Annotated in this window: 22 protein-coding genes and 3 pseudogenes; 13 read left to right on the top strand and 12 right to left on the bottom strand. The window is 69.3% G+C overall.

Annotated elements, in window-relative coordinates; all coding sequences use genetic code 11:
- Window positions 1–56: 56 nt before the first annotated feature.
- The 5 genes from ACIRU3_RS25815 to ACIRU3_RS25835 form a co-directional block, all read right to left on the bottom strand.
- Window positions 57–1,262 (bottom strand): alpha/beta hydrolase family protein, encoded by a 1,206-nt coding sequence (locus ACIRU3_RS25815; protein ID WP_404060525.1) that lies wholly within the window; start codon window positions 1,260–1,262, stop codon window positions 57–59.
- 329 nt (window positions 1,263–1,591) lie between these two features.
- A complete protein-coding gene (locus ACIRU3_RS25820) occupies window positions 1,592–1,945 on the bottom strand; it encodes a VOC family protein (protein WP_404060528.1) in 354 nt (117 codons plus the stop codon).
- Complete coding sequence (locus tag ACIRU3_RS25825) at window positions 1,921–2,262, bottom strand: hypothetical protein (protein WP_404060531.1); 342 nt, start codon at window positions 2,260–2,262, stop codon at window positions 1,921–1,923. Before ACIRU3_RS25825 ends, ACIRU3_RS25820 begins: the two co-directional genes overlap by 25 nt.
- A gap of 402 nt (window positions 2,263–2,664) precedes the next feature.
- Window positions 2,665–3,534 carry an RNA polymerase sigma factor gene (locus ACIRU3_RS25830; RefSeq protein ID WP_404060534.1) on the bottom strand — a complete coding sequence of 290 codons (870 nt, stop codon included), beginning with the start codon at window positions 3,532–3,534 and terminating at the stop codon, window positions 2,665–2,667.
- Window positions 3,527–3,718, bottom strand: coding sequence for a hypothetical protein (locus ACIRU3_RS25835; RefSeq protein ID WP_404060536.1), 192 nt, complete (start codon window positions 3,716–3,718; stop codon window positions 3,527–3,529). The genes ACIRU3_RS25830 and ACIRU3_RS25835 overlap by 8 nt, the downstream gene beginning before the upstream one ends.
- Before the next feature lie 398 nt (window positions 3,719–4,116).
- On the opposite strand from ACIRU3_RS25835, the gene ACIRU3_RS25840 reads away from it, so the two are divergent.
- Complete coding sequence (locus ACIRU3_RS25840) at window positions 4,117–4,383, top strand: hypothetical protein (protein WP_404060538.1); 267 nt, start codon at window positions 4,117–4,119, stop codon at window positions 4,381–4,383.
- Between the two features lie 81 nt (window positions 4,384–4,464).
- Complete coding sequence (locus ACIRU3_RS25845; protein ID WP_404060540.1) at window positions 4,465–4,962, top strand: hypothetical protein; 498 nt, start codon at window positions 4,465–4,467, stop codon at window positions 4,960–4,962.
- A gap of 193 nt (window positions 4,963–5,155) precedes the next feature.
- Here the strand turns inward: ACIRU3_RS25845 and ACIRU3_RS25850 are convergent.
- Window positions 5,156–5,383, bottom strand: a pseudogene (locus tag ACIRU3_RS25850) (helix-turn-helix domain-containing protein); the annotation flags it as partial.
- Window positions 5,384–6,106: 723 nt separating this feature from the next.
- Window positions 6,107–6,613: a hypothetical protein gene (locus tag ACIRU3_RS25855; RefSeq protein ID WP_404060543.1), complete on the bottom strand. Its 507-nt coding sequence runs from the start codon at window positions 6,611–6,613 to the stop codon at window positions 6,107–6,109.
- Window positions 6,614–7,046: 433 nt separating this feature from the next.
- Between ACIRU3_RS25855 and ACIRU3_RS25860 the strand changes: the two genes are divergently transcribed.
- Window positions 7,047–7,529, top strand: a complete 483-nt coding sequence (locus ACIRU3_RS25860) for a hypothetical protein (protein WP_404060546.1) — start codon at window positions 7,047–7,049, stop codon at window positions 7,527–7,529.
- A gap of 44 nt (window positions 7,530–7,573) precedes the next feature.
- A complete protein-coding gene (locus ACIRU3_RS25865; protein WP_404060549.1) occupies window positions 7,574–7,960 on the top strand; it encodes a VOC family protein in 387 nt (128 codons plus the stop codon).
- Window positions 7,961–8,145: 185 nt separating this feature from the next.
- Here the strand turns inward: ACIRU3_RS25865 and ACIRU3_RS25870 are convergent, their stop codons facing one another.
- Window positions 8,146–8,442, bottom strand: a complete 297-nt coding sequence (locus tag ACIRU3_RS25870; protein WP_404060552.1) for a hypothetical protein — start codon at window positions 8,440–8,442, stop codon at window positions 8,146–8,148.
- Window positions 8,443–9,510: 1,068 nt separating this feature from the next.
- Between ACIRU3_RS25870 and ACIRU3_RS25875 the strand changes: the two genes are divergently transcribed.
- The 3 genes from ACIRU3_RS25875 (at window position 9,511) to ACIRU3_RS25885 (ending at window position 13,601) form a co-directional block, all read left to right on the top strand.
- A complete protein-coding gene (locus ACIRU3_RS25875) occupies window positions 9,511–10,344 on the top strand; it encodes a PIG-L family deacetylase (protein WP_404060554.1) in 834 nt (277 codons plus the stop codon).
- Window positions 10,345–11,328: 984 nt separating this feature from the next.
- A complete protein-coding gene (locus tag ACIRU3_RS25880) occupies window positions 11,329–12,186 on the top strand; it encodes an alpha/beta hydrolase (protein WP_404060556.1) in 858 nt (285 codons plus the stop codon).
- Window positions 12,187–12,953: 767 nt separating this feature from the next.
- The gene (locus tag ACIRU3_RS25885; protein ID WP_404060559.1) at window positions 12,954–13,601 is read left to right on the top strand and encodes a DUF6193 family natural product biosynthesis protein; all 648 of its coding nucleotides are present in this window, start codon (window positions 12,954–12,956) and stop codon (window positions 13,599–13,601) included.
- Window positions 13,602–13,944: 343 nt separating this feature from the next.
- Here ACIRU3_RS25885 and ACIRU3_RS25890 read toward each other — a convergent pair whose 3' ends face one another.
- Entirely contained in the window at window positions 13,945–14,112 is a 168-nt protein-coding gene (locus tag ACIRU3_RS25890; protein ID WP_404060562.1) for a hypothetical protein, read from the bottom strand.
- Window positions 14,113–14,306: 194 nt separating this feature from the next.
- On the opposite strand from ACIRU3_RS25890, the gene rox reads away from it, so the two are divergent.
- A complete protein-coding gene (gene rox / locus ACIRU3_RS25895; protein WP_404060565.1) occupies window positions 14,307–15,851 on the top strand; it encodes a rifampin monooxygenase in 1,545 nt (514 codons plus the stop codon).
- Between the two features lie 211 nt (window positions 15,852–16,062).
- Here the strand turns inward: rox and ACIRU3_RS25900 are convergent, their stop codons facing one another.
- Together ACIRU3_RS25900 and ACIRU3_RS25905 are read right to left on the bottom strand one after the other, a co-directional pair.
- Window positions 16,063–16,446, bottom strand: coding sequence for a hypothetical protein (locus ACIRU3_RS25900; RefSeq protein ID WP_404060568.1), 384 nt, complete (start codon window positions 16,444–16,446; stop codon window positions 16,063–16,065).
- Between the two features lie 107 nt (window positions 16,447–16,553).
- Window positions 16,554–17,546: an Lrp/AsnC family transcriptional regulator gene (locus tag ACIRU3_RS25905; protein ID WP_404060570.1), complete on the bottom strand. Its 993-nt coding sequence runs from the start codon at window positions 17,544–17,546 to the stop codon at window positions 16,554–16,556.
- Window positions 17,547–17,686: 140 nt separating this feature from the next.
- Here ACIRU3_RS25905 and ACIRU3_RS25910 point away from each other — a divergent pair, with 140 nt between their 5' ends.
- From ACIRU3_RS25910 to ACIRU3_RS25920, 3 genes and pseudogenes are all read left to right on the top strand, one after another.
- A complete protein-coding gene (locus ACIRU3_RS25910; RefSeq protein ID WP_404060573.1) occupies window positions 17,687–18,061 on the top strand; it encodes a VOC family protein in 375 nt (124 codons plus the stop codon).
- Window positions 18,062–18,089: 28 nt separating this feature from the next.
- The gene (locus ACIRU3_RS25915) at window positions 18,090–18,701 is read left to right on the top strand and encodes a hypothetical protein (RefSeq protein ID WP_404060576.1); all 612 of its coding nucleotides are present in this window, start codon (window positions 18,090–18,092) and stop codon (window positions 18,699–18,701) included.
- A 423-nt stretch (window positions 18,702–19,124) separates the two neighbouring features.
- Window positions 19,125–19,288 (top strand): annotated as a pseudogene (locus tag ACIRU3_RS25920) (IS701 family transposase); the annotation flags it as partial.
- Between the two features lie 24 nt (window positions 19,289–19,312).
- Here ACIRU3_RS25920 and ACIRU3_RS25925 read toward each other — a convergent pair.
- The gene (locus ACIRU3_RS25925; protein WP_404060578.1) at window positions 19,313–19,828 is read right to left on the bottom strand and encodes a GNAT family N-acetyltransferase; all 516 of its coding nucleotides are present in this window, start codon (window positions 19,826–19,828) and stop codon (window positions 19,313–19,315) included.
- Between the two features lie 217 nt (window positions 19,829–20,045).
- Between ACIRU3_RS25925 and ACIRU3_RS25930 the strand changes: the two genes are divergently transcribed.
- Together ACIRU3_RS25930 and ACIRU3_RS25935 are read left to right on the top strand one after the other, a co-directional pair.
- The gene (locus ACIRU3_RS25930) at window positions 20,046–23,234 is read left to right on the top strand and encodes an AAA family ATPase (protein WP_404060581.1); all 3,189 of its coding nucleotides are present in this window, start codon (window positions 20,046–20,048) and stop codon (window positions 23,232–23,234) included.
- 117 nt (window positions 23,235–23,351) lie between these two features.
- A pseudogene (locus ACIRU3_RS25935) lies at window positions 23,352–24,233 on the top strand (phosphotransferase).
- Window positions 24,234–24,408 lie beyond the last annotated feature (175 nt).

Genomic DNA, 24,408 nt, shown 5'->3' on the forward strand with positions numbered 1-24,408 from the left:
CCATGACCCGTCGCCATGCTGTCGGGTGGCTCCGTCCGTAACTCGCCGGACAGCCCTCAGCCGATGAACGCAACCTCGGGGTAGGCGGCCGAAGGACCGTTGAGGAGACCGCGGTCGGGGCGGTGCCGGAGGTGCACGTCGAAGAAGGCGCTGAGGTAGGCGCGTTGTGCCCGTAGGGAGCGAGCCGGCTCGACGTCCCCGACGAGCCCGGCGAGCTTGTCGGCGGGCATCTTCCCGGCGGCGGCGATGAGCGGCAGCTGGGTCTGGAGATCGGTGTAGGCATAGTGGCCGGCGGAGGTCATCTGAAGGTTGAGGTGCCAGCCGCGCAGGTTCTTCCAGAGGGATGAGAGCACGTCGTCGTGGTGGTTGCCGAGCATGCTGTTCATCAGCAGGAATGGCCGATCGAGGCCGTCCTCGACGACGGAGCCGATCGCTTCCGCCCCTGAGCCCACCGCGCCATCGAGATCGGCGGCCGCGAGGATGCGCGGGTCGTCGTACATCGCCTGGGCGGCCGTGGCGCCGCCGATCGAGTGCCCGAACATGCCGACCGCGGACACGTCGGCGATGTCGCTCTTCTCCAACTGGTCGAGGACGAACCTGACGTCGGCCACCCGAACGTCGGCCAGGGCGCGCAGAGTTGCCTCCTCCGTGGCGTCGAGCACGGTGGCCACGCGGCCGTCGGGGAACTGCACGGCGATCGTCTCGTGGGTATGGTCGATGGCCACCACCAGATAGCCCCGGCTGGCCAGTTCCTCGGCAAGGACGGTCCCGAAGCCGCGTGGGAGGTTCCTGCCCGGCGAGTAGAGGATCACCGGCAGCCCGCCGCGCCGGTGCCGTACCGGGGCGCGGTGGACGGCGTGGGTCCGCGTGGCCGCCCAGTCGACGGCCCCGGGCTCGACCGAGAACTCCTCCTTCTGTTCAACGAGCCGCTGCCACTCGGCCGCCACCCCGGACGGCAGCTGAAGGGCGGGCGCTTGCTCAGGCACGGGCCGGGCGGGATACCAGAAGGTGACCATCAACTCCCGTGCGGCGGCGTCGCGGGTAGGAAGCCAGGGATCGGTGCGCGCGTTGTCCACCAGGTGCAGCGACATCGTGCCGACGGGGAAAGGGCCGGTGGGCGTCGGCAACGTCATGGTGACGGGGTGGGGACGGGGCCGGCCGCCGAGTGCCGCCTCGGCGCTGCTCGCACCGGCCATCGGTGCGAGCAGCGCAAGGCCGAGCACACCGGCGAATTGGCGGCGGCGAAGGTTCGCAGAGTTCATGCCTCAAACGCTAGGGAGCGGACCCGGCTGGAACGTCCGCCCTCAGGGGGGACCACCTCCGCCGGAGGGTGGAGGCGTTCAGACAGTTGGGCTGATGCCGGCGCTTGGGCCAGGGCCACGCGTACCGTGCTACGGGTGGTGTCCTCCATCGTCGGACGGGCTCGATCTGGTGGCCACGGAGTTCAGGCCTGCGTGACCGCAGGCCTGTTCGGTGCGCCGGACGCGACGGATGTCGCGCAGTGCGCGCCGAGGGTGGATCGTTTGCCGACACCCGCTTGACACGTGGTGCGCCGTGACGGGGCGTGGCGCAAATCAATACGTGGCGCGGGTCAGTAGTACTGGGCCAGGCAGAATTCGTGTTCCTCCGGATCGGCCATCACGACGACCACCCCCTCGTCGTAGTCGTGCCGTTCGCCGGTGAACCGGCCGCCGAGTGAGATGACTTGGGCGATGCCCTCGTCGATGTCGTCGACGACGACATCGAGGTGCAGGCGTACCTTGCCGTGCTTCGGCTCGGCCACCGGCTGGAAGACGAGGCGGGGCAGCGGGTCACCGCGCTCGCCGAGGTAGACCCAGCCGGGCATGGACGGGCCCTGCGGGCGGTCCAGCAGGACGCTCCAAAAGCCCGCCACCTTTTCGACGTCGACGCAGTCGATGGTCACTCCGGACCAGCGGTTCGGCATGCTGTCAGCTCTCCTGTTGTCATGGCGTGGGTGGTCGACGGTCCATGGCTGACCCGTTCCTCGGTCAGCTGCGCGGCCGCGATGCCGTCGATGCGGGCGGTCAGCCGCGCCTCGGATTCCTGGCGCAGTTCGACCCCGGTGGCGTGGGTGACGCCTCCGGCGCCGACCACGACGTCCGGCGCCCACAGGATGCCAGCTCCGCGAGGAGGCGGGCGGTGGCAAGGTTCGTCCAGTTGATTGTTCGCCGGGCCTGCGACGGCGGCGCACCGCACGCGCGGCACCGTGCAGGCGGTCAGCTTGACCGGCTCGAGGATCACCCGCGAGCCATCCTCACCTAGGACGCTCGTGGCCGGTGCGGACCCGGGTCGCCGCCGTGCTCCTTTTCCTCTCCGCACAACCCGTCAGCCGCATCGTTCGCCTCACCATCGACGACGTCACCGACGGCGAGGCCACCGTCACCGTGCAGCTGGGAGCCCCGCCGCCCCCGCTGCCGGAGCCCGTCACCGATCTGATGCGGGCCCTGCATCCAGTCCCGGCAGCACCTGCCCTACGCCGGCAGCAGGAGCTCACAGTTGCTCTTCCCCGCCCGCCGGCCCGGACAGCCGATGAACCCGCGACACCTCTACATACGAGTCCACCGGTCCCAGGCCGTACGAGGGTCACCGACCCCCGGGCGTCCGGCAGGGGCAGCCCCTGCGAGTGGGCTGCCCCCACGGGCGTCATGCCTGCGGCTCGTAGCTCCCGCTGAAGGACGGCGAGCCGGAGACCTGGGCGTCCGGCGGCACTGTTCCGGCGGAGGTACTGGAGCGGCTGATGTTGTCGCGGCCTACCCGCGCGCGAGTAACGGCCTTGCGCAGCACTTGCACCACCTGCGCCCACCGCGGGCTGATGTCTCCCGTCGCCCACATCACCAGCCCCACCAACACCGTGACCAGGACTCCGACCGTGCCGGCGAAGCTCAGCGTCACCGCACCGACCGGCGACTCGATGCCTGCGGCCGGGATGATCTCCCGCCTGCCGAACGTCATGAACCAGGTGGTCCACGCGACCAGGACGGTGCCCAGTCCGACGAGCGTCACGCGCAGCGCGCGGATCGCACGGTGCGCGTGGACGCCCACCGTGCCCGGCGCGGACCCCAGCACCTGGGCCGCCTCCGCTTGGGTCATCCCCAGCTCCCGGGTCAGCAGCATCACCCTGCGCTGCCGCAGCGGCAGGTCGCTCAGCGCCTCGTCGACAACGTGCCGCAACTCGGCCTCGGCAACGGGGTGGACCGCCGGTTCGTCCTCCGGCCGCACGTCCGCGTCGAGCGAGGCGTAGCCCTTGCCTTGGGCGTGGCGCTCCGCCGCCAGCTTGATCTCGTTGCCCATGCACGTGTAGACGTAGGCGCGCACGTTACCGATCGGCTTCGTGACGGCCAGCACGGACTTGAGGGCGTTCTGCACGACGTCCTCGGGGTCCGCCGACGACTGCGGCACCCCACGGTTGCGCAGCCGGCTCCCGGCGTAGCGGACCAGCTTCCTGTACCGCTCCTCGACCAGCGCCCCCAGAGCCTCGGCGTGCCGTGACCGCGGCCTCTCCTGATCAACCACGCCGTCCCCGCTTCCCCATCCGGCGCCCCTTGCCCGCCCGGACGTCCGACTTCCCCTTCGCACGGATCATCTCGGCCTTGCCCGCCGCGCGGTTGCGGAACGCGATGCTCTTCAGCACGCTGCTCAGCGCCGGCGCGAAGAGCAGCACCAAAAGCGCCACGACCCCTGAACCCGTCGACCCCACCGGACCTCCTCCAGTCTGCGGCCCAGCGCTTCACGGTGAAGCAGCGGCCGTACGCATGCTGAGAGGCGCACGGCCGCCGGATTCTTTACACGGCACCAAAATCTTGCGGGGACATCGCCTGGGCTGTGTGGGAGTAGGGAGTACCCAGTTCCTCCGGCACCGCGAGCGCATGTACCGGCGGCGGACCGAATGACGGCCCGGCGCTCGCCCCAGTGCTGACCTTCGGGTGGTCGTCTGACTGGCGCTCTACGCCCTTCTCTGACTCTGACCTGGACTGTTACCGGCACGGGACCGCATTTGCCCGTCTGCTCGATGACCTCGGCCGGGCTGCCGCCGATGACCCGGACGGCATCGAGGACCCGCGCACTCGCTTCGCGCTCCCGCTCCCGATGAGCGTCATGTACGAGCTGCTCGGCGTGGACCCCGAGCACCGCGGCCGGCTGCACGACCACGGTGATCACCGGAGTGGGCGCCTCGCAGTCGAGCGTGGTGTTGACGGTCCACAAGTGCCCGGTGAGCAGGCGTGGTTCCGTGATCTCGTCGAGGACCTGGTGGTGTTCGACGGTGAGGTCGGCGACCTTGCGTACGTCCGCGGCGTCCAGGCCGAGATGCGGGCACGCCCGCGTCGTCACCCGGCGCCTGCGGGAGTGGGCCTTCGAGTATGACCGGCCGGTGTCAGGGCCGGGCCCTACCGTTCCCACTGTGCAGCCCCGACCGTTCGCCCGCTGTCTTCGAGAGGACCAGCGATGACCACCGACGCGCACGAGCACTGGAAGTCCCTGACGGTGCGCCGTCCCGGCGACGTCCCCGCGACGACGCCGCTGGCCTGGCACGTCGAGAAGCTCACCGAGCACAGCGACCGGCTGATGAACAACGCACTGCCCGCCAACTTCAAGTACGCCGTCCAGCGCGGCGACGCCGGCGATGCGCTCGCCGCTCTCGCCCTGCGCGAGTCCATGCACCGCGACATCGAGGCCCAGCGCGGCAGCCGGGTCCGCGAGGCGATCGAGCTGGGCGCCACCTGGAACCAGGTCGCGGATGCCCTGGACGTCACCCCGGGCGAGGCCCGCGCCCTGCTGCGTGACTGGGCGATCGGGCAGCACCAGCTGCACCAGGGCGACATCGACAACGGCCGGACCGCGCCGCTCGGCCTCAGTGCCGAACGGCATGCGGCCGTGGTCGCCCTGACCGAGCTGCGCGACGACCAGGCGGCCTCCGCGGCCAGGACGCAGGCGCGCAGGTGAGCAGCCCGACCCCGGAGGAGCCGGTCAGCCGGATCGGCAGCCTGGCCTCGCAGCTCGCCCGGCGCACCAGCCTCGCCAGCGGTCGGGCTGACTCGGGATGCTTGGCCCTGCATGCGGAGGAACATCGCGGACCTGTCCATCCACCCGCGGTGCCTTGCGCGAGGCGCTCGCCACGCGACCCGCTTGCGACACCGCACACACGACTGGAGGCCGGAGTTCGATGCGGTGTCGTGCGGGGCCGGCTGGAGCGGTCGGCAAGGCCTGCCTCGCCCTCGGCTCGCCGGCGGCGGACCCACCTGTGGGCCGTGGCGCGGGAAGTGCCCATTTCGGCGGCCACATGAGCGGCCGGGCGACCTGCGCAGACACGTTCGACCAGCAGCAGCCTGCCGTGAACGGTCAGTCGGGCATTACGGTGGGACAGGAAGGCCTCCGTGCGGTGCAGTCCTGGACAGCTCCACCACACCGGAGGTCTTCGCCATGATCGAACCCGGCTGGTGTCAACAACGCTCGTGATCAATACAGCTGGACGCTGTGCCGGGGCGCGGGACGAGGCAAGAGCGCGCTGGTCCCTATGGAGGTGCAGACGCCGGCCGAGCAGACCTTGAGCCGCTCGTACGTCACTGCTGACGAACTGCGCTTCGACGTCATCACGTTGTCGGTGGAGCACCATCCGGACCGTAGCGCGACGTTGACGTACTGGCTGACTGTGGGCCGCCAGGGCCATCCGAATGAACGCTGGACGGTGGCCCTCCCGTGGAACGACAAGTCATGGGCGGGCATGTTCACCTCACCTGCGCCTCCTGCTGACCGGCTTCGGCAGCTCGTGCACCTCGTGCACCTCGTCCATGCCCATCTGGAAGAGTGGTGGGACACGAAGGGACACAGCCGGCAGTCGGCGAAGACGGGACGGCGACTTTCCTACTGCGAAGGACCGCACGACAGTCGCGTGACGAGCGTGGCGCACTCCCCGGCCTCCTGCCGGTCGAAGACCAGCTCCGTTGGCACCCCCGGTCACCGCTGCGGCCTCCGTCCCGCTGCATTGGCGGCCGGTGTACGACCCGCGTTGCCCCGGCGACCCGCGTCGTTTCGACTGGTCCAGAGACAGCTCTTGACCGTGGCAGAACGACGGCGGGTCGCCCGCTTCTCAGTCGTCGCTGATCCACTCGAAGGCGAGCGCCTGCTGCCAGGCGGCGATCATCTCCTTGATGATGATGTCCATCTCGCGCGCGGTCGCGCGGCCGTAGGCGGTGGCGGGAATGCCGTGTGCCGGTCCTTGAGCGGCGAACTGCTTGCGCATCTCTTCGAGGACCAGGGGGATCTTGTCGTCCCCGTGGCCTTGTTCGCGGGCCTTGTGCGCAATGCCGGCTCCCGCCGAGTAAGCGCTGTAGCGCGCCTTGTCGCTCGGGGGCATGGCGTCGTCGGGGCGTAGAGTCGCGTCGGCCACCTCGTACTCGATGCCGGCTCGGCCGCTCCACAACGTCAGCAGCTGACCCGGGGAAAGGACGGGCCGGCCGTTGACGCGCAGGATGCCGGTGAACTCCACCCTGGTGGTGCCGTTGTCTTCCTGCCGCACGCCGAGCTGCGTGCCGTCGACGGACACCGCGGACATGGGCACATCGGCGGGCAGCCGGACCGTACGGGTACGAGTCATACCCGGACGCTACACCGACTCCCTGCGCGAACATCCAAGCCGGCCAACTGTCCCGCACGCAGGTGCGGTTCGCGGGCGACGCACTACGTTGGGCAAGCCATGAAGCCCTTGCGGTTCCAGCAGGGCACCGAGCCCTGGCCCACCGAGGCCGGCACGCTGCTCCACTGGTACATCACCGTGGGCTGGGACGATCCCCGGCACCAGCCCCCCGGCCCGGCTGCTCGCCGATTCCCACCGCACCCTGCTGGACGCGGGCTTCCCCTTCACCCCGGTCGAACCGCGGTGGGCACACATCACCGTCGACCGGATCAGCCGCCGCCCGCCTCATCACCGCCATGCAGCGCGTCCGGCTCGCCGACGAGGCCGCCCGGTGCCTGGCGGACGTGCCGGGCTTCGCAGTGACGGTGGGCAGTCTGCAGTCGACCACTCCGGCGTGGTCGCCGGCCTTCGTCCCGACGAGGACCTGGACGGCCTCCACACACTCATCCGCGGCGTGACCCGGGCCGTCCTCGGAGACGACGCCTGCCGGTATCCCCCCGTGATCCCGCACCTCACCACCGCCTACGCCCACGGCGAGGCCGACTCCGACCAGGCCCAGCGCATCCTGCGCCGCGTCCGGCCCGGCCACGCCGACCTCACCGTCGACGCCGTGCACTGGGTCGACGCCCGCGCGAACCCCACCGGCAAGGCGATCACCTGGGATCACCTGGATTCCGCTCGGCATCGAGCGTTGACGCCGCCCGGCCACGGCGGTGTGCATGACGACGTCCTCCACCCCTCAGGCCGTGCGAGTGAACGTGGTCCGACGCGAATCTTGCCCGGCGCCATAGCCACAGCACCTGGGCACGGACCTCGGCCGTCGGTCGGAGCCCGGAGGGGCCCAGAGGCGGATGTGCGGGACGGCGCGACTGCGTAGCGTGAGAAGTGGTTCTGGCACTCAGAGGACAGGAGGCCCGACCCATGGCCATCGAACTCAACCACACGATCGTCAGCGCGCACGACAAGCAGGAGTCCGCGCAGTTCCTCGCCGAGCTGCTGGGGCTGGAGGTGGCAGCACAGTACGGCCCGTTCATCCCAGTACAGATCCCGAACGGCGTGACGTTGGACTACATGGACACGGCCGGCTCGATAACCCCGCAGCACTACGCGTTCCTGGTCTCGGAGGACGACTTCGACGCGATCTTCGCCCGGATCCGCGCGGCCGGTCTCGCGTACTGGGCGGACCCCTACCACAGTCGCTCCGGCGAGATCAACCACAATGACGGGGGCCGTGGGGCGTACTTCGAGGACCCGAACGGACACAACCTGGAGATTCTGACGAGGCCGTACGGCAGCGGCGGGGACTGAGGCCTGGCTCCGTTCGCGGGATCTGCGTTACCTCCAGGGCCGGACGGTCGGGCGTCAGGACGCGCGATGGAACGTCGCCGCCGGTCCGACGGCGTCTGTCGCGGGGCGGGCCTCCTTCCGGCTCGGAGGTCCCGGACGAAGCCCCCATGGCCCACCTTCAGCCCCAGCCCGGCGAGCGGCTTCCACTACGCGCTGTGGCGAGGTTTCCGGGCGGCTGTCTTCTTCGTGGCCTTCCTGGCCGGCTGTTTCTCAGTGGCCGCCTTCGTCCTCGGCTTCGCCGGCTCGGGTACGTCGGCATCGCTGGCCGGCTCGCCGCGGGAAGCCTTGGCCTCCCGCACGGATGCGTTCAGAGCGGCCATGAAGTCGAGCACCTGGGGCAGCTGCTTCGGCTCCGGCGCCGGGGGAGCGGCTTCTCTCTCCCCCCGCTGTGCCGCGATGATCTGCGCCATGGCCTCCGTGCGCCGGTCCTGGGTGCCTCGCACCTGTCGCGTGGGAGCGAGCCAGGGAAGACACCGTTCCTATACTCACCAGGAAGGACACAGCCAAAATCTGGACGTGATGTTCACCGGCGGTGCGTTCACCAGCGTCGTCATGCCTGGCCACTCGGCACAGCTCGGACTGCCGTACTGGCGGCGCTGCCCCGCCCGGACGATCCAGAACGGGGCCGCTGCACGCTCAGCCTACGGCGCCTCATTCCCCCTGGGTCGCAACGCCGGTGATCTCCACGGACACCTTCGTGCCCGCCGGCCGACTCCCGCGACGAGTGCGTCGAGCGCCTGGAGCAGCTCGTGCAGCTGGACCTCGTCCCCGTCATGCTGCCCGTGCAGATCGGCGGCGACCGGTGGATGGCCCGAGCCGTACACCGGCCGGCGGTCCGAGCTGACGAACCTGCGTCGACGTCCGGCTGACAGCTCGAAAGCCGTTGCTCTGCTGCGGGTTGTCTCTACGCTGCGCGCATGAGCGCGAGCGGGTGAATGACAGGCGCGTCGGTGAGTTCCGCGACCGGCTTCAGGCACTACCGATCAACGCCTGAACGAAACCGCCTTGTGCGTGAGGGGATTGTGCCCCGGCGCGGCAGGCGGCCGGAGTGAGCGGAAGCGGTCCGCCTCGGCGATCCTGCCGCCGTGGTGCCGTAAGTCCCCGAAGAGCAGCGGGGTGCTGCCGCTGCTCATGATGCGCGACTGCGCCCACCTTCCTCGTTCGAGGAGGCGGGCAGCCCTGCTCCGCCGGAAGTAGGTGATGGCCCGGCTCGGCGACCGGTACCCCGCGCTCACCCGCCGCCGTGTCAGGCATCCCGTCATCGGCCTGGAGATCACCTGCTGATTCCGGCGCCTCCGACCTCCCTGTGACCCGAGGTGCCGAGGTGTTCCGTGCGCGCCGGGAACAGCCGGTACAGCCGGCACTGTTGCATCGACCGAGGGACCGGCGCCGCGCGGCCGGGGAACACGGTGACCACAAGGTCGTCGCCCCGACAGGATCCGGGCCCTCGGGATCGCGGTACGCCCGCCGCGCACTCGGACCGAGACGTATGTCTGCAGGAGGACTGTTTCATGACTGACCGGCCATTGACGCTCATGGCAGTGCACGCCCACCCCGACGACGAGGCCACCGGAACCGGAGGGGTCCTCGCGCGGTACGCGGCGGAGGGTGTCCGCACGGTTCTCGTGACGTGTACCGACGGCGGTTGCGGTGACGGACCGGGAGGTGTCAAGCCGGGCGATCCCGGACACGATTCGGCTGCCGTTGCCTTGATGCGCCGTCAAGAACTCGAGGCGAGCTGTGAGGTCCTGAAGGTCAGTGATCTGGAGATGCTGGACTATGCCGACTCCGGGATGATGGGCTGGCCGAGCAACGACGCCCCCGGATCCTTCTGGCAGACCCCGGTGGAGGAAGGCGCCGCCCGACTCGCGGAACTCATGCGGCACTACCGACCCGATGTGGTCGTCACCTATGACGAGAACGGCTTCTACGGCCACCCCGACCACATCCAGGCCCACCGCATCACGATGGCGGCGCTGAAGATGACCGCGCTGACACCGAAGGTGTACTGGACGACGATGCCCCGCTCGATGATGCAGCGGTTCGGTGAGATCGTGCGCGAGTTTCATGAGGACATGCCTGAGCCGGATCCTGCCGAGGCCGCGGCGATGGCCGAGATCGGCCTCCCCGACGATGAGATCACCACGTGGGTGGACACCACAGCGTTCAGCGGTCAGAAGTTCGACGCGCTGGCCGCGCACGCCAGTCAGGGCGAGAACATCTTCTTCCTCAAAATGGGCAAGGAGAGGTTCGGTGAGTTGATGGGCATGGAGACCTTCGTACGAGTCCAGGACGCCACCGGCGCGGCCGTACCCGAGAACGATCTCTTCGCCGGACTGCGCTGATCCGCCTGTCAGACCGGGGCCGGGGAAAGCTCATCGGCCGCACGGCGTGATCGAGCGTGCTCGCACACCCGGAATCTTGTCCACGCGGCTTCCGCTCCGACAGCCCGCGACCAGGCCGGCAGGCTCTCGCCGGCGTCGGCGGCGCGTGCCCGCACGCCGACCCGGCACCGGCGCGCTCGTCCCCCGACCACCTGGCAACCGCACAGGTGGGGGACCTGCCGTCTGCCGGCCGATCACTGTGGTCTGCACTCGGCGTTTGTCCAGGGCCATGCAACCTCCAGCCGTACTGGAGAGGGAATCCGCCTCTGGTCGGCGCCCGGCCACACTGCCGGGCGCCCGACTGATCGGCGATGTCTCCCACCACCGGCAACGCCGGGCGCCGCTGAGACACACGGACCGTCTGGGGCGTGGCGTCACGACTCGCGGACGGGAGCTGCAGCGCTGCGCCTGGTGGTCTTCACCGGTAGGGGCTACTGGCTGCCACCAGTTGAGGTGATCAGGGCGATGAGCACGAGCAGGCACGTGATGAGGGTGATGACCTGCTCGGCGGTCCGGCCTTCTTGGCGCGCCAGGACGATTGCGGCGGTGACGGCATAGGGCCACGAGCGGCGCGGCGGCCGTGCGGGGTTGGGTGTGACCGCGCCGGGTCTCCAGAGATTGAGTCGTGTGCTGGAGACTCACGTTCCTCCATGGTCTGGTTGTCTGCCGTAGCCAAACGAGATTGCTGCAGGTGAAGACTCATAGATCAGGGACAACCTCACGTTGTTCCTGGACAAAGCGTTTCTCCCTGGCGGACGTGCGGCCTGGGCGACGTGACCCGACCACGCGTCCCTTCGCGGAACCGAGTGAGATTCCGGACAGGTTCCTGCTCGCGGTGTCGCCACTTTGTTCACTCGGATGGCCCGTGCGCGGGGACAAGCCGACCGGTGCCTTCGAATATGGAATCCCGGGTGTCGCCCGACAACCTCGCGCCGAAGGAATGACATGCGAATACGCAGCAGGTCGTGTGGCAACTCGACCATCGCCCGCTGGGGTGCGGCACTTCTGGTGGCATCGGGAATCACCTACGCCCTGGCAGCCGAAACGGCGCAGGCAGGCGGTCCAAGCGGTGGTCCCCGAAGGGAGAAGCCCACCATCGTCCTCGTACACGGCGCCTTCGCCGACGCGTCGAGCTGGAACGGAGTCGTGGAACGGCTCCAGAAGAACGGCTACACAGTGGCCGCACCGGCCAACCCCCTCCGCGGTGTTCCCCAGGACTCGACCTACCTCGCGAGTTTCCTGAAGTCCGTCAGGGGACCGATCGTCCTGGTCGGTCATTCCTACGGGGGAGAGGTGATCTCGCAGGCTGCCGTCGGCAACGACAATGTCAAGGCCCTCGTGTACATCAACGCGATCATGCCCGACGTGGGAGAGTCGTTCTCCAGCCTGTCGGCGAAGTTCGCTCCCGCCCCACTCACCACCGCTCTGAAACAGGTGCCTTTCCGTAACGGTGACGGCACCACCGGCACGGACGTGTACGTACAGCCGGACAGACTGCGCCGGGTCTTCGCGGCGGACCTGCCCACGAGTCAGACTGACATTTTGGGAGCCACACAGCGTCCGATCGCGCTGTCGGCGTTCGCGGACAAACTCACCGGCGCCGCATGGCGGAACAAACCCGTGTACGTTCTCGTCGGCAAGCAGGACCAGGCTATCAACCCGAGCCTGGAGCGTTTCGAGGCGAAGCGGGCGAAGGCCCGCAAGACGATGGAGATCAACTCCTCACACGTGTCTCTTGTCTCCCACCCGCAGGAGGTCAAGAATCTGATCGTCGACGCCGCCGAGGACTACACGTGGAAATAAGGCAGTCGCTCGAACCGGCCCGCTGCGCCCGGACCTCTGGGGCGGTGTGTCAGGTGGTGGGGGGAGACGGTCGCCGAAGACGAGGGCGGCACGCCCCTCTCGTCGGTTGGTCTGCGCGCACGGTCCCCTGGCCATGACGGCACCGTAGGCAACGGCCGCATTCCCCGACTGACTCCCCACCTCTTCGAACAGCACAGCCGGCCCCGCTCGAAGGTGCCGTACAGGGTCGTCCTCGCGATCGCGTGACTGAACAGGAGGAAATTCAGGTAGGCAGGGTCGATGTCTCGGACACCTCCAGTTCTTCCACGCCGACGGCATGCAGTTCGAACCTGCCCCGAATCCGGCGTAGCCACCACCCTCATCCGCACATCCCCCTGCGCCGCAGGCGACAGCCGCCGCCACCTGGAACGGGAGGCACATGCCCCCAGCCTGCCGGCGGGCAGCCACGGCCGATGATCTGACCGAACCTCGGCATGCCGAGTCCGACCGGCTGCTCCGCTGCAGCGTCGACCAGGCAACCAACCGGTTTCGGGTCGCCAGCTGACGAAACCTGCCAACCGAAGCACTCAGTCACGCCGGTAGATGGTCATGATGATCGGAAGTCGGCCGGCGGTTGTTTCTCGTCCCCATGCGTGGGTCGGGCACAATCAGGCGCTGTGCCGAGTCCTCCTGACCCTGCCGTTCTCTATCCCGACGTCGTAGCCTGCGGCAGTCTCGCGGCAGCGCTCCGGACTGTGGCGGAAGGATGCCTCAACTCCGTTGCCGTCGTGTCCTGGGGATCTGGTTCGCTGCTCCATGAGAGCGTCGCGAGCACCCTGCCGCACCGCGCGCCTCTGCAGATCAGCGCGTCGCGGCACGAACGGCGGTGGTCGATCCGCGGCGAGGAGCCGTTCCAGGGCTCATGCCTCATCAAGGGTGCGACGGACGACCTGGCCCAGGTCGCCAGGGCGGCTCGGGCCTGGCACGACGGACAGTCCCTCGGCGACATCCGCCGGGCAGCACCGTTCGTGTGCCTGACCGGCCACTTCGAGGTGCCTGACCTCGATCCCGTCCGCCTGGTGGAATCGGAGTGGCAGAGCATGCTCCAGGAGGCACGGGAGCTGGAGTACTCCTGGCAGGAGCAGTACCAGGCCCTGATCGAGGCGGCTTACGCCGAGCCGGCACTACGCGTCCTTTACCCGTTCACCAGCCACTGGGCGCTGCGCTTCTCGACCACCACCCGCCCGAGCCTGACCCTTGGCAGCCCGTGCCTGACCGCGGGTGGCGACGGCACGTACGGGGTGGGCAACGGCTTCATCACCCCGGACCTGGGCGTGTTCAAAACGGCGCCCGAGGCCGTGGCACTGGCAGTGCGTCACCTACCGGCCGGCTTCGGGCCGGTCACGCTCGGCTTGCCACTCCAGCCACCCTCCTGAGGCCATGCGCTCGGCCTGTCGGTCCCAGCACAGGCGAGCCGCCCCGGATCCGCTGGGCGAGACGGACAGTACGCGAGACGACCGCGACTGGCCGGCAGGCATCGACCGGCGCTCTGAAGTCCCGCCGCCGTCAGCCCGCACGGGCGGGGCCGGGCGGGGAGAACGCGGGGACCCGCGGCCGCACCGGGTCCTGTGGCTGCTCGGGCTCGGCAGGGCCGCATGCAACCTCACAGGTACCCGACTTGGCGTCCACGTCGGGGCCCAGACGCGCAAGTCGAGGCATTGGTCGATTCATTCGGGTCGTCTTGCTGCGCGTCGTCATCGCGCTGGTCGTCAAACCCGCCTACGGCCAGTTCGCGTGGGTGCCACGAGCGAACTTCATCAGGGCAGCGCCTTCTGAGATCCGGTCCGCCTCGGGGGCGGCCAGGACCAGACCGTCGACCGTGACCAGCCAGGCCGCCACGCCGGATTCGCCCTGCAACCGCACGAGCCCGTTCGGAGTCCTGATCACGCGGCTGGGAAAGGGTTGGACGGGGTGGTGCTCGGGCTTGTACCTTGCAGTGGAACGTGACACCGCCCGGGGAGGTGAGACCCATGAACGCTGTATCGACGTGGGTGCTCCCCCTTTCCTGTCACGGCCGGCGATTGACGTAGGTGTCGCCGGGAGCGCCTCGACAACAAGGCACTCCCGAAAGGGCAACACCTATGAACTCTCCACAGTTCACCGCCGAGCCGTCGTCCAACGATGCGATCGAGCGCGACTTCACTGTGGGTGAAGTCCCCGGACTCCGGTCGTCGGCCTCCGGCGGCGATCGCGCCCCTCTCATGTTCGACGTGATCATTGCCGGGTGCGGGCCGACCGGCGCGATGCTGGCCGCCGAACTGCGCCTGCACAATGTGCGGGTACTCGTTCTGGAGAAGGAGACCGAGCCCGCGTCGTTCGTCCGTATAGTCGGTCTGCATGTTCGCAGTATCGAACTGATGGCAATGCGCGGACTGCTGGATCGCATTCTCGAACACGGACGACAGCGTCCGGCCGGCGGATTCTTCGCCGCCATCGACAAACCCGCGCCCAAGAGCCTGGATTCCGCGCACGCCTATCTGCTGGGCATCCCGCAGCCGGTCATCGTTCACCTCCTCGAAGAACACGCGATCCAACGGGGTGCGCAGGTACGGCGCGGGTGTGCGCTGGCCGACTTCGAGCAGGACGACGAGGGTGTGACCGTCGAGCTGGCCGACGGCGAACAGCTGCGCTCGCGCTATCTCGTCGGCTGTGACGGCGGGCGCAGTACGGTGCGCAAACTGCTCGGTGTCGGCTTCCCGGGAGAGCCCTCGCGGACCGAGACGCTGATGGGCGAGATGGAAGTGGGTGTGCCGCAGGAGGAGATCGCCGCCAAGGTGACCGAAATCGGCGAGACCAATAAGCGATTCTGGCTCAGGCCGTTCGGCGAAGGTGCATATAGCGTCGTGGTCCCCGCCGCGGGAGTCAGCGATCGCGCGGAACCACCCACTCTGGAGGATTTCAAACAACAGCTGCGCACCATCGCCGGAACAGATTTCGGCGTGCACTCCCCGCGCTGGTTGTCCCGCTTCGGGGATGCCACACGTCTGGCCGAACGCTATCGGGTCGGGCGGGTGCTGCTGGCCGGCGATGCGGCACACATCCATCCCCCCACCGGCGGACAGGGCCTCAACCTGGGCGTTCAGGACGCATTCAACCTCGGCTGGAAACTGGCCGCACAGATCCGCGGCTGGGCGCCGGAAACACTGCTGGACACCTATCAGGCCGAACGTCATCCGGTCGCCGAGGACGTGCTGGACAACACCCGCGCCCAGATGGAACTGCACTCCACCGAACCGGGCCCGCAGGCCGTGCGCAGGCTGCTCACCGAACTGATGGACTTCGACGAGGTGAACCGCCATCTGATCGAGAAGATCACCGCGATCGGCATCCGCTACGACTTCGGCGACGGCCCCGACCTGCTCGGGCGGCGCCTGCGCGACATCGACGTGAAACAGGGCCACCTCTACGGTCTGTTGCATCGCGGCCGCGGACTACTGCTGGACCGCACCGAACGTCTGACCGTCAGCGGCTGGTCGGACCGGGTCGATTACCTCGCGGATCCCGGTGCGGTACTGGATGTTCCGTGCGTCCTGCTACGCCCCGACGGCCACGTCGCGTGGATCGGTGACGATCAGAGGGACCTGGACGACCACCTCTCTCGCTGGTTCGGCAAGCCCGCCAACTGATTTCGCCCGAGCAACCGAAAGGCCCGTGAGGAGGATCGAACGGGCAGTGGCGACTGACCATCGGTTGCTGAACCTGGTCGACGTGAAAGGCCGTGGACGGTCGGGCGACGGCCATGGCGACGACGCCCTCGAAGGCGGCTGGAGTGCGCCACCCAGCTGCTGCCCGGGCACCGCCGTACAGGGCCCGGGCAGCAGTGAGTGATTGCGTAGGTCAGCCGGCTCGGACGGATGCTCCGTAGGTGGCGGTTCGGCGGAGCACCGCCGCGTCCTGTGCCGGTTCCGGCCATGCCTGGATGAGGTACCACTCGGTGATCTCGTCCGGGGCGAGGTCGATGGCGGTGTCCCGGCCGCGGGCGTGGACGCGCAGCCGGTAGTCGCCGGGGCCGTCGAAGGAGAGCACCGGCAGTTCCTCGTCCAGGTCGTCCATCAGGCCTCGCACCATCAGCTGTCCCGACACCGAGTGCAGGGGCAGTTCGACGATCTCTTCCCACTGGGCGTCCCCGGGCTGGGTGGCCGTTTGAGACGCGCACCTGCTTGCAGAGCAGCTTCGGTCGGCGCCGGGCCGGGGCCCGAGCTCGCGCTCGTGATGGTCCATGTTCCTGGTCTCTCCTTTCGGGTTCATGAGCTCGACGTCACTGATGCGAATGCGATCGAAGGCAGCTGCGAGGCTGCGCCACCGCTGGACGAGTGCGCCCTGGTATGTCACCTGCGCGGTATGAAGAGCGGGCCGGCCCGTTTGATCCAGCGCGCGACGATGTCCGTGTGGACGCGGTGCACGCCGGGGAGGCCGCCGATGCGCTCGGCGAGGTACCGATGCAGAGCGTCGGCGTCAGCGAGTTCGAGGATCGCGAGGACGCTGGTGGTTCCCGTGGTCGTCGAAGCGAAAGCGACCTCTGTGTGAGAGCCCAGATCGCTTGCGACGGCGGCGAGCGCGCCGGGTCGCACGTCCATCCAGCAGATCACGTCGACATGTCGTCCGTAGAGTTTGGGGTCGACCTCGACTTCGAACATCAGCACTCCACGGCCGGTGAGTTCGGTGATGCGGCGGCGGACGGTCGATTCGGGGATGCCGGACACCAGAGCCAGGCGGGCGATGCTCATGCGTCCGTCGGCGGCCAGGAGACGAAGCAGACTTACGTCGTCGGCGGATGGCGGTGCGCCGACGGGTGACGAGCCTGCGAGGTGCCCGCGCGTGACCGGGGTCAGGTCCTCGCGTTCGCCCGTGGTGAGTGCCTGCAACCGGCCGGGCCATCCGCCGACGCCGGCGATCGGCGAGAGCAAACGCTGGGCGGTCACGGTTGCGATACTCGCGCTGCGCCTGAACTGCTCCAGCGTGCCGGCACGGTCACCGATCGGCGCGGGCGTTCGGACGATGCAGCTGAGCTCGCCATTGCCGGCCAGCGAAGCGATCCAGGTTGTGTCGTCCCGGTCGGCGAGCATACGGGCGACGGCGTCGACCGAAGCGCTCGGTGCCGTGATGCGCAGGAACCAGTCCTCCTGCTGTCGTGTGTCGGGGCGGGTGACGCCGACCACGCGCAACGCCAGCCGAGAACGGAGCCGATGGTAGCGACGCGAGACCGCACGCTCGGACATCCCGAGCACCGCCGCGATCCGCGCGAACGAAGCCCGCCCGTCGAGCTGCAGCGCGTGCAGCACACGCCGGTCGTCCTCATCGAGCCTGTCTGTTTCCGCCATGCTCACAGAATCTAGCGAAGTGATCCGCCACTTCCGCCGTTCCAGACAGACAATCCCAGCCGTGCGCAGCAGCTTGGGTGCGTGACCGCTGCACGGTCACCCGGCCTAGTGCGGCCGACTACCGCCGTCAGGAGATGATCATGCTCACTGTTCTGCCCATCCGCTACGTCGCCGACGTCGAGGCATCCCGCCGCTTCTACGAGGGACTCGGCCTGGCCTACCGCAGAGACGTCAGTGTCCCGGTCTGGGCACACCTCGACGCCGCGGCAGGTGCCGTCGGCGTCCACGACGCGGCCGCGTCGAAAGGGCGGCTGCCCGGCACAGTCGAACTTGGTTTCACGACCGGTCAGCGACTCGAAGACGTGTCCGCTCAGCTCACCGAACGCGGCTATGAGCACACCCTCTTCGACGAGGACTTCGGCCGCAGCATCCGAGTCACCGACCCCGACGGCGTCGTCATCCAGATCCAGGAGATCGACCCCGACACTGTGCGCCGCTCGCAATCGCGGCTGTGACAAGGCCGATCAGGCAGGAGGAAGCAACGTGGAACCCGTCATTGCACTAGTCGGCGTGACCATCGTCGTCTACGTCGCGAACAGGATCTGGCGGCGAACCCCCCGAGGGCTGGAGATCGCCCTCCGCGCCGGAGTTGCCGCCATGTTCACCCTCACCGGACTCGCCCACTTCGTCGGGATGCGAGCCGACCTCATCGCGATGGTTCCCGACTGGCTGTCCGCCCCCGGTGCCATCGTCACCATCACCGGCATCCTCGAACTGGCCGCCGCGGCCGCCATGATCCACCGCCGTCTCGCCACGACCGCCGCCGGGGGGCTCACGCTGCTGTTGATGGCCATGTTCCCCGCCAACGTCCACCTCGCCGTCTCCGGAGCATCGCTGCCGTGGTGGGACGAACTCGTGCCCCGCACGATCATGCAAGCGGTCTTCCTCACCGCCACTGCCACCGTTCTCGTCCTCACGTTGCGACCAGCCGGCCACGCTCCGCGAATCGAAAGCGGACCGGCAGCCGACGCGTTGCACTCGGCGTACGGCCTCGTCAACGGCGTCGAGGCCGCTCGGACACCGTCGCCGCCCGCGAACGAACGCAGGCCAAAAGCGCTGTCACCGCACGTCCCTGGCCCTGCTCATGACCAGTGACAGGGCGCCTTCGGCAGGTTCACCGGCCGGGCCGCGTCCTTGCGGCACGGCCTCGGCGCCCGAGTTCCTCGGCGCCGGATTGCCGACGGCCCGTACCCCCTGATCCTGGCCGGTCTCAGGGGCGCCGACCTCGGTCGACGCCCCTGAGGTACACGCGGCTGTGCTGTGCGTCGAGGGGATGCAGAGCGATGTTCAACCAGTTCAAGTCCCCTGACAGGACATGCACACCGGCCCTTCGGTGAGATCGGCGAGCGCCCCCGGCTCCTTCAGACCGAGGTGGGCGAAGGGGGTGATTGGCGGGGTCCCCTTTCCTGCGGAGGGAAGGGGGTCCGCCCGATGTGACCGGGGGTTGTCGGGATGCACCGTTCGGACGAGCGTCTCGGTGTCCGCCTCTGGCAGCGTGCAGGCGAGCAGCAGCCCGTCGTCCTGATCCCGCTGACCTGCAACGCGATCCAGCACCTGTTCCTCGCCGTCACCGTCCCCCGACCGATCTTGCCCACCGGCTCAGGTGGTCGGACTGGCGACGCCGACACCACGCACGATCACACACAAGCCACTACCGGCGACAACCCGCATCCCATACATGAAGATCACGCTCTACATCTGGAGTACTAGAGCAGGATGCGGAGGTCGAGCACGGGCCCTGCGGCGTCGACCGCCGTCGCATCCAGTTTCTCCAGGACATGGAGCATCGGCTTGTTGCCCACCGCCACCGCCGCGGCCAGCGCGTAGTGTCCCGCTCGGCGGGCGACGGTCGCCGCATGTTCGGCCAGCGCGGTACCGAGCCCCCTGGCCTGCCACGCGTCCTCGACCAGGATCGCGAGTTCCCCCACCCCTTGCTGATCGGTGTGCATGACGTTGGTCATGGCGATGATGTGGCCCGTACGCTCGGCCGGAGCGGTCACCAGCGTGGTGCCGCGCTCCGGGCTGGACAACTGACGCCATTCGGCAGGTGAGAGCCCAGACCTGCCCGCGTGGTATCGCAGGGCTCGGCTGCCCAGCGAGCAACGGCGGTGCAGTTCCTGGACCGGCACCAGGTCGGCGGGGGCCGCCTGCCGGGTTCGGGTGGCGGTGCCGTCGGTCAGCGTGATCGAGTGTGCGTCGTCTCGACGGCTGGCATCGGGCATCGACGTTCTCCTCCTTGCGATCGTGACTGCTGCGCCGCGGGTCCCGGGACGCAAGCGCGGCCTTGCTACCGCAGCAGTCTTTTGCCGCCTCCAGCCCTACTCAAGGGGACTTCGCGTCAGGTTGATCGCGTTGCGCTTATGTTCAGTCACGGAGGGGAGTGGAAATATGAAGGAGTCGTGTCGTCGTCGACGCCGATGCTGAGTATTCCTCACGTCATTGCCCAAGGATTTACACGAAGGGCCGCCCGGCCTTCGCCACCAGGACAGGCCGACGAACGACCGTACCTGGCGTGAGCGGACCCTGTCTGTTCTGGAGGAACTCGGGCCCGCCGTGCGCACGATCTTCGCGTGTGGCTGCCTGGCCAGTCCCGGCCCGCGGCGTGAGATGCACGGCGGGCTCCAGGTCGTGGAGGACTGGAACGGTGCGAACACTGTTTTGCACTACGGCAACGACGGCGCGCTGACCGGCACGGGCAAGGAGCACGCCGAGACCTCGATGCTCGCCCTCCACCTTGATCCCGGACCCCGGACCCCGGAACCTGACCTCGCCGGCCGGCCGGGCGGGCCGGGCCGGGCCACGGCGGCCCGCACCTGGGTAAGCAGGAACTGGCAGGTCCTACAGGGAGGGGGGTTTACTGGGTGCGTGGGTCCAGCTGATGCCTTTGTGGGGCGCCGCGCCGAGGTGGGCGCCCTCTTGCACTGTGCGGAGGCGGTGGGCGAGGGGGCGCCGTGGGTGGTGGTGGTCGAGGGGGAGGCCGGGATCGGCAAGACCGCGTTGATCCGCCATGTCGCGCAAGGCCTGGTGGACTTTGAGGTCTTGTGGGCTGCTTGTGATGTGTCGGAGCAGGATTTCGCCTTCGGGGTCCTGGACCAGGTGGTGCGGCGCTTGCCGGGGTGGCCGCGCGAGGCGTTCGTGCCCGGGGAGCGCGGCACGGGACGGCGCCCGATGGAGCTGGCGGCCCGTCTGCTGGGTGTGCTGGCCGAAGCCGAGCGTCCCCTGGTGGTGGTCATCGACGATGCGCAGTGGGCCGACGAGGAGTCGTTGGAGGCGCTGGCGTTCTTGGTGCGGAGGCTGTGGTCGGAGCGATTGTTCCTGCTCTTGACCGTCCGGGTGCCGGGGCAGGCGTCCTTGCCCGGGGCAGGGGAGGCCAGTGCCCGGGCGGCGCGGGTGGGCCGCGGCGCGGCTCACCTGCAGACGATCCGGCTGCGGGGGCTGGATGCCGCGGAGGTCTGTGACCTTGCCGTTTCGCGCGGTGGCAGGGAACTGCCCGTGTTCGCGGCGGCACGCCTGCAGGAGCACACGGGCGGGCATCCGCTCTACCTGCGCTCGCTCCTGGACAGTGTCCCCTGGCAGGCGCTGAGCGAGGCGCGTGGGGTACTTGCGGTGCCCACCACCTTGGCCGACACCGTGCGCGCCACGCTCGAGCGGCTGCCGGCCGACAGCCGTCTGCTGGTCGAGGGCCTCGCGGTGCTGGACACCCGGACTCCGCTGGGACAGATCAGTCAGCTCACCGGCCTTGACGACGCGGCCGCCGCACTGGGGCCGGTCCTGGACGCGGGGCTGGTGACCTGGTGGCCCGGCGACCCGTCCAGTCCGGTCGAGATCGTTCACGCCCTGCAGCGCGAGGCCGTCTATGAGGCGATGGCCCCGGTGAGGCGCCGGACCCTCCACGAAGCGGCCATCGCACTGGTGGAGCCGTCCGCGGCCTGGGGGCACCGCGTCGCCGCAGCCGATCAGGAGGACGAAGCCCTCGCCCAGGATTTGGCGGCCGAGGCGGATCGGTGCCTGGCGATCGGGCATGTGGGGCGCGCCGCGACCTTGCTGCTGTGGTCCTCCGAGCTGTCGGCGGACCGGGACCGGCGCGAGCGCCGGCTGCTCACCGCCGTCACGCAGGTGCTGAACGCCTGCGACTTCCCCCGCGCGGCCTCGCTGCGCCCGGCCGTGGAATCCTGTGCGCCGTCGGCGATGCGCTTGTGCGTCCTGGGCCGCTTCGCCGCGACCGAAGCGGACTTCCCCGCCGCGGAGCGCCTGCTGCTCGACGCCGTCCAGGCCGCACAAAGTGAGGGCGACCGCGGCAGCGAGGTACGGGCCAGCATCCACCTCGGTGGCATCTACGACTGGCAGACACAAGGCGACAGCGCCGCCCACGCGCTCAGACGCGCGATAGCCCTCAACCCACCGGACACCCCCACCCTGCGGATCGCCCAGTGCCTGCTCGCCCTCGCCGAAGGCTTCCGCGAAGGCCCCTCAAGCGGCCTGTCCGTGGCGTACGAGGTGCTCGCCGACCGCCCCGCGGCGCAAACCGGAAACCAGGACACCCCCCTGCTCTACGTGCGAGGCATGCTGCGCACCCTCACCGGCGAGTTCGCCTCGGCCATCCAAGACCTCAATGCGGTCGTCGCGCGAGCCGAAGCCGGAGGGGCGACCGGTATGGCCGCCCTCCAGAACCACTTCCTCGCCCTCGCCCAGTACCTGGCCGGGCACTGGGACGACGCCACCACCACCATCGAGATCGTCCTCGACACCGACGCGGTCGAGCAGCAGATCTTCGGCTACGCCCTCGGCCAGGCCATCGCCGCGATCCTGGCTGCCGGACGCGGGCACTGGGACAAAGCCCAACAGCACCAAAGCGAGTGCGAACGCCGAGCGCACAGCGTCAACCCGCCGCAGGACCGCTTCTACGCCGTCATGGCAGCCGCCGAGATCGCCCGCGCCCGCAACAACCCCGCCGCCCTCAGCCGCGCCCTGGAGGGTCTGAACGGGTGCGGCGCCGGCATGCTGCGTCTGCGTCCTGCCTGGTGGCTCCCCCTGCAGGCGGAGGCTCTCGCTGTCACCGGTCAGACCGGGCCGGCCGAAGACGCCCTCGCGGAACTGGCCCACCTCGCCGCCACCGTCCCGTACCTGCGCGCGCACACCGCCTGGGTACGCGGCCGGCTCGCCCAAGCACGCCGCGACCACGACGCCGCCCGCACCGCCTACCAGGAAGGCCTGGCCCCCAGCGACGGACACGACGAGTCGCCGCTGCTGCGCGGACGCCTGGAACACGCACTGGGCCGGCTCCTGCTCGACGACAACGACCCTTCTGCGGTCGACCATCTGCACGCGGCCCGGTCCGTATTCCTGCGGCTGCGCGCGGCCCCCTACCGTGAACGCGTCGACGCCGACCTCTCCCGCACCCCGACCGGAGCCATCCGGACCGCGGGGCCGGAACGGATCGCCGCACTGACAGACCGGGAGCAGGCGGTGGTGCGCCTGGCCGCCGACGGCCTGACCAACATCGAGATCGCACACGAGCTGTACATCAGCGTCAAAACAGTCGAGTACCACCTGGGACGTGCCTTTGCCAAACTTCAGGTCAGTTCCAGACGCGAGCTGAGGCAATTCAGTACTGTCGCCCAACCATGAGGAACCGGAGCTGCCCGAAGCCTGCCCGGGACATCCGGACCGCGTGGGGAGGCCTACTGCCACGCACCATAGTCTCCAGGGCTTGTCTCGCCGTGCCCGGCAGACAGGCCGAGCCGCCTGAACAGGGGTGTGCTGCGCGACCAGCACCCCGACCTGGCCGATCACCCTGTGAGTCTCGGCGCGCGTGGTTGGGACAACCATTTGTGGCGACTCGGCGACGACCTCGCCGTCCGGCTGCCCTGGGCGACGCAGTCTGCCGACGCGCTGCTGCGCAAGGAGCACGCCCGGCTGGTCCGCCCTCGCCCCGGACCTACCTCTGCCGGTCCCCGTTCCGCAGCGCCTCGGGGAGCCGGCCGAGCGATTTCCGCGGCCCTGGATCGTCACCACCTGGGTGCCGGGCGAGCCCGCCGACCGGGCCCCCGCCACGCGCGCCGCGGACGCGGCCGACAGCTTGGCCGCCTTCCTGACGGCTCTTCACCGACGCGCTCCCGACGGGGCACCCGCCGGCCGTGGCCGCGGGGGGCCGCTGGCCGATCGCGCCGCGCACTTCGCCGAGCAGCTCGCCTCGGCCACCGAGCTGGGGCTGCTTCCCGACCCGAACGCCGTCCGCACGGTCTGGGAAGACGCGGCCTCCGCGCCCGACTGGACGGGTCCGGCCCTCTGGCTCCATGCCGACCTGCACCCGGCCAACGTCCTCACCGCGGACGCACCTTCTGCGGCGTGATCGACTTCGGCGACCTCTGCGCGGGCGACCCGGCCTGCGACCTCGCTGCCGCTTGGATCCTGCAGCCGGACGGCGCCGTCGACCGCATCCATGACGCCTACCGGCCGACCCCGCACGCCGCGACCCTGCGCCGCGCCCGCGGCTGGGCGGTGCTGCGCGCCCTCGCCGGCATGCTCATCGGAGAGGCCGGCGTCCGCGGCCGCCCTGGCGGCAAGCCCACCTGGGGCCCACCCGCACGCACCGCACTGCAACGTCTCATCGCAACGGCTCGCTGAACGACCGGGCTTCAGCGGTTCCGGAAACCCAGGTCAGCAGTTCCGACTGGCCCTCGACGAGTTCTTCGACCAGATCGCCTGGCCGGCTTCGGGTGTGACTGAGCGGCCCGGTTGTCCATTCTGAGGGGTGTCAGTCGGCCGCTGGGAATATCGCGTGTCCGTGATATGGCGTCCC

It is taken from the genome of Streptomyces sp. NPDC101151, from assembly GCF_044768335.1.
In the GTDB taxonomy this organism is placed as follows: Bacteria; Actinomycetota; Actinomycetes; order Streptomycetales; family Streptomycetaceae; genus Streptomyces.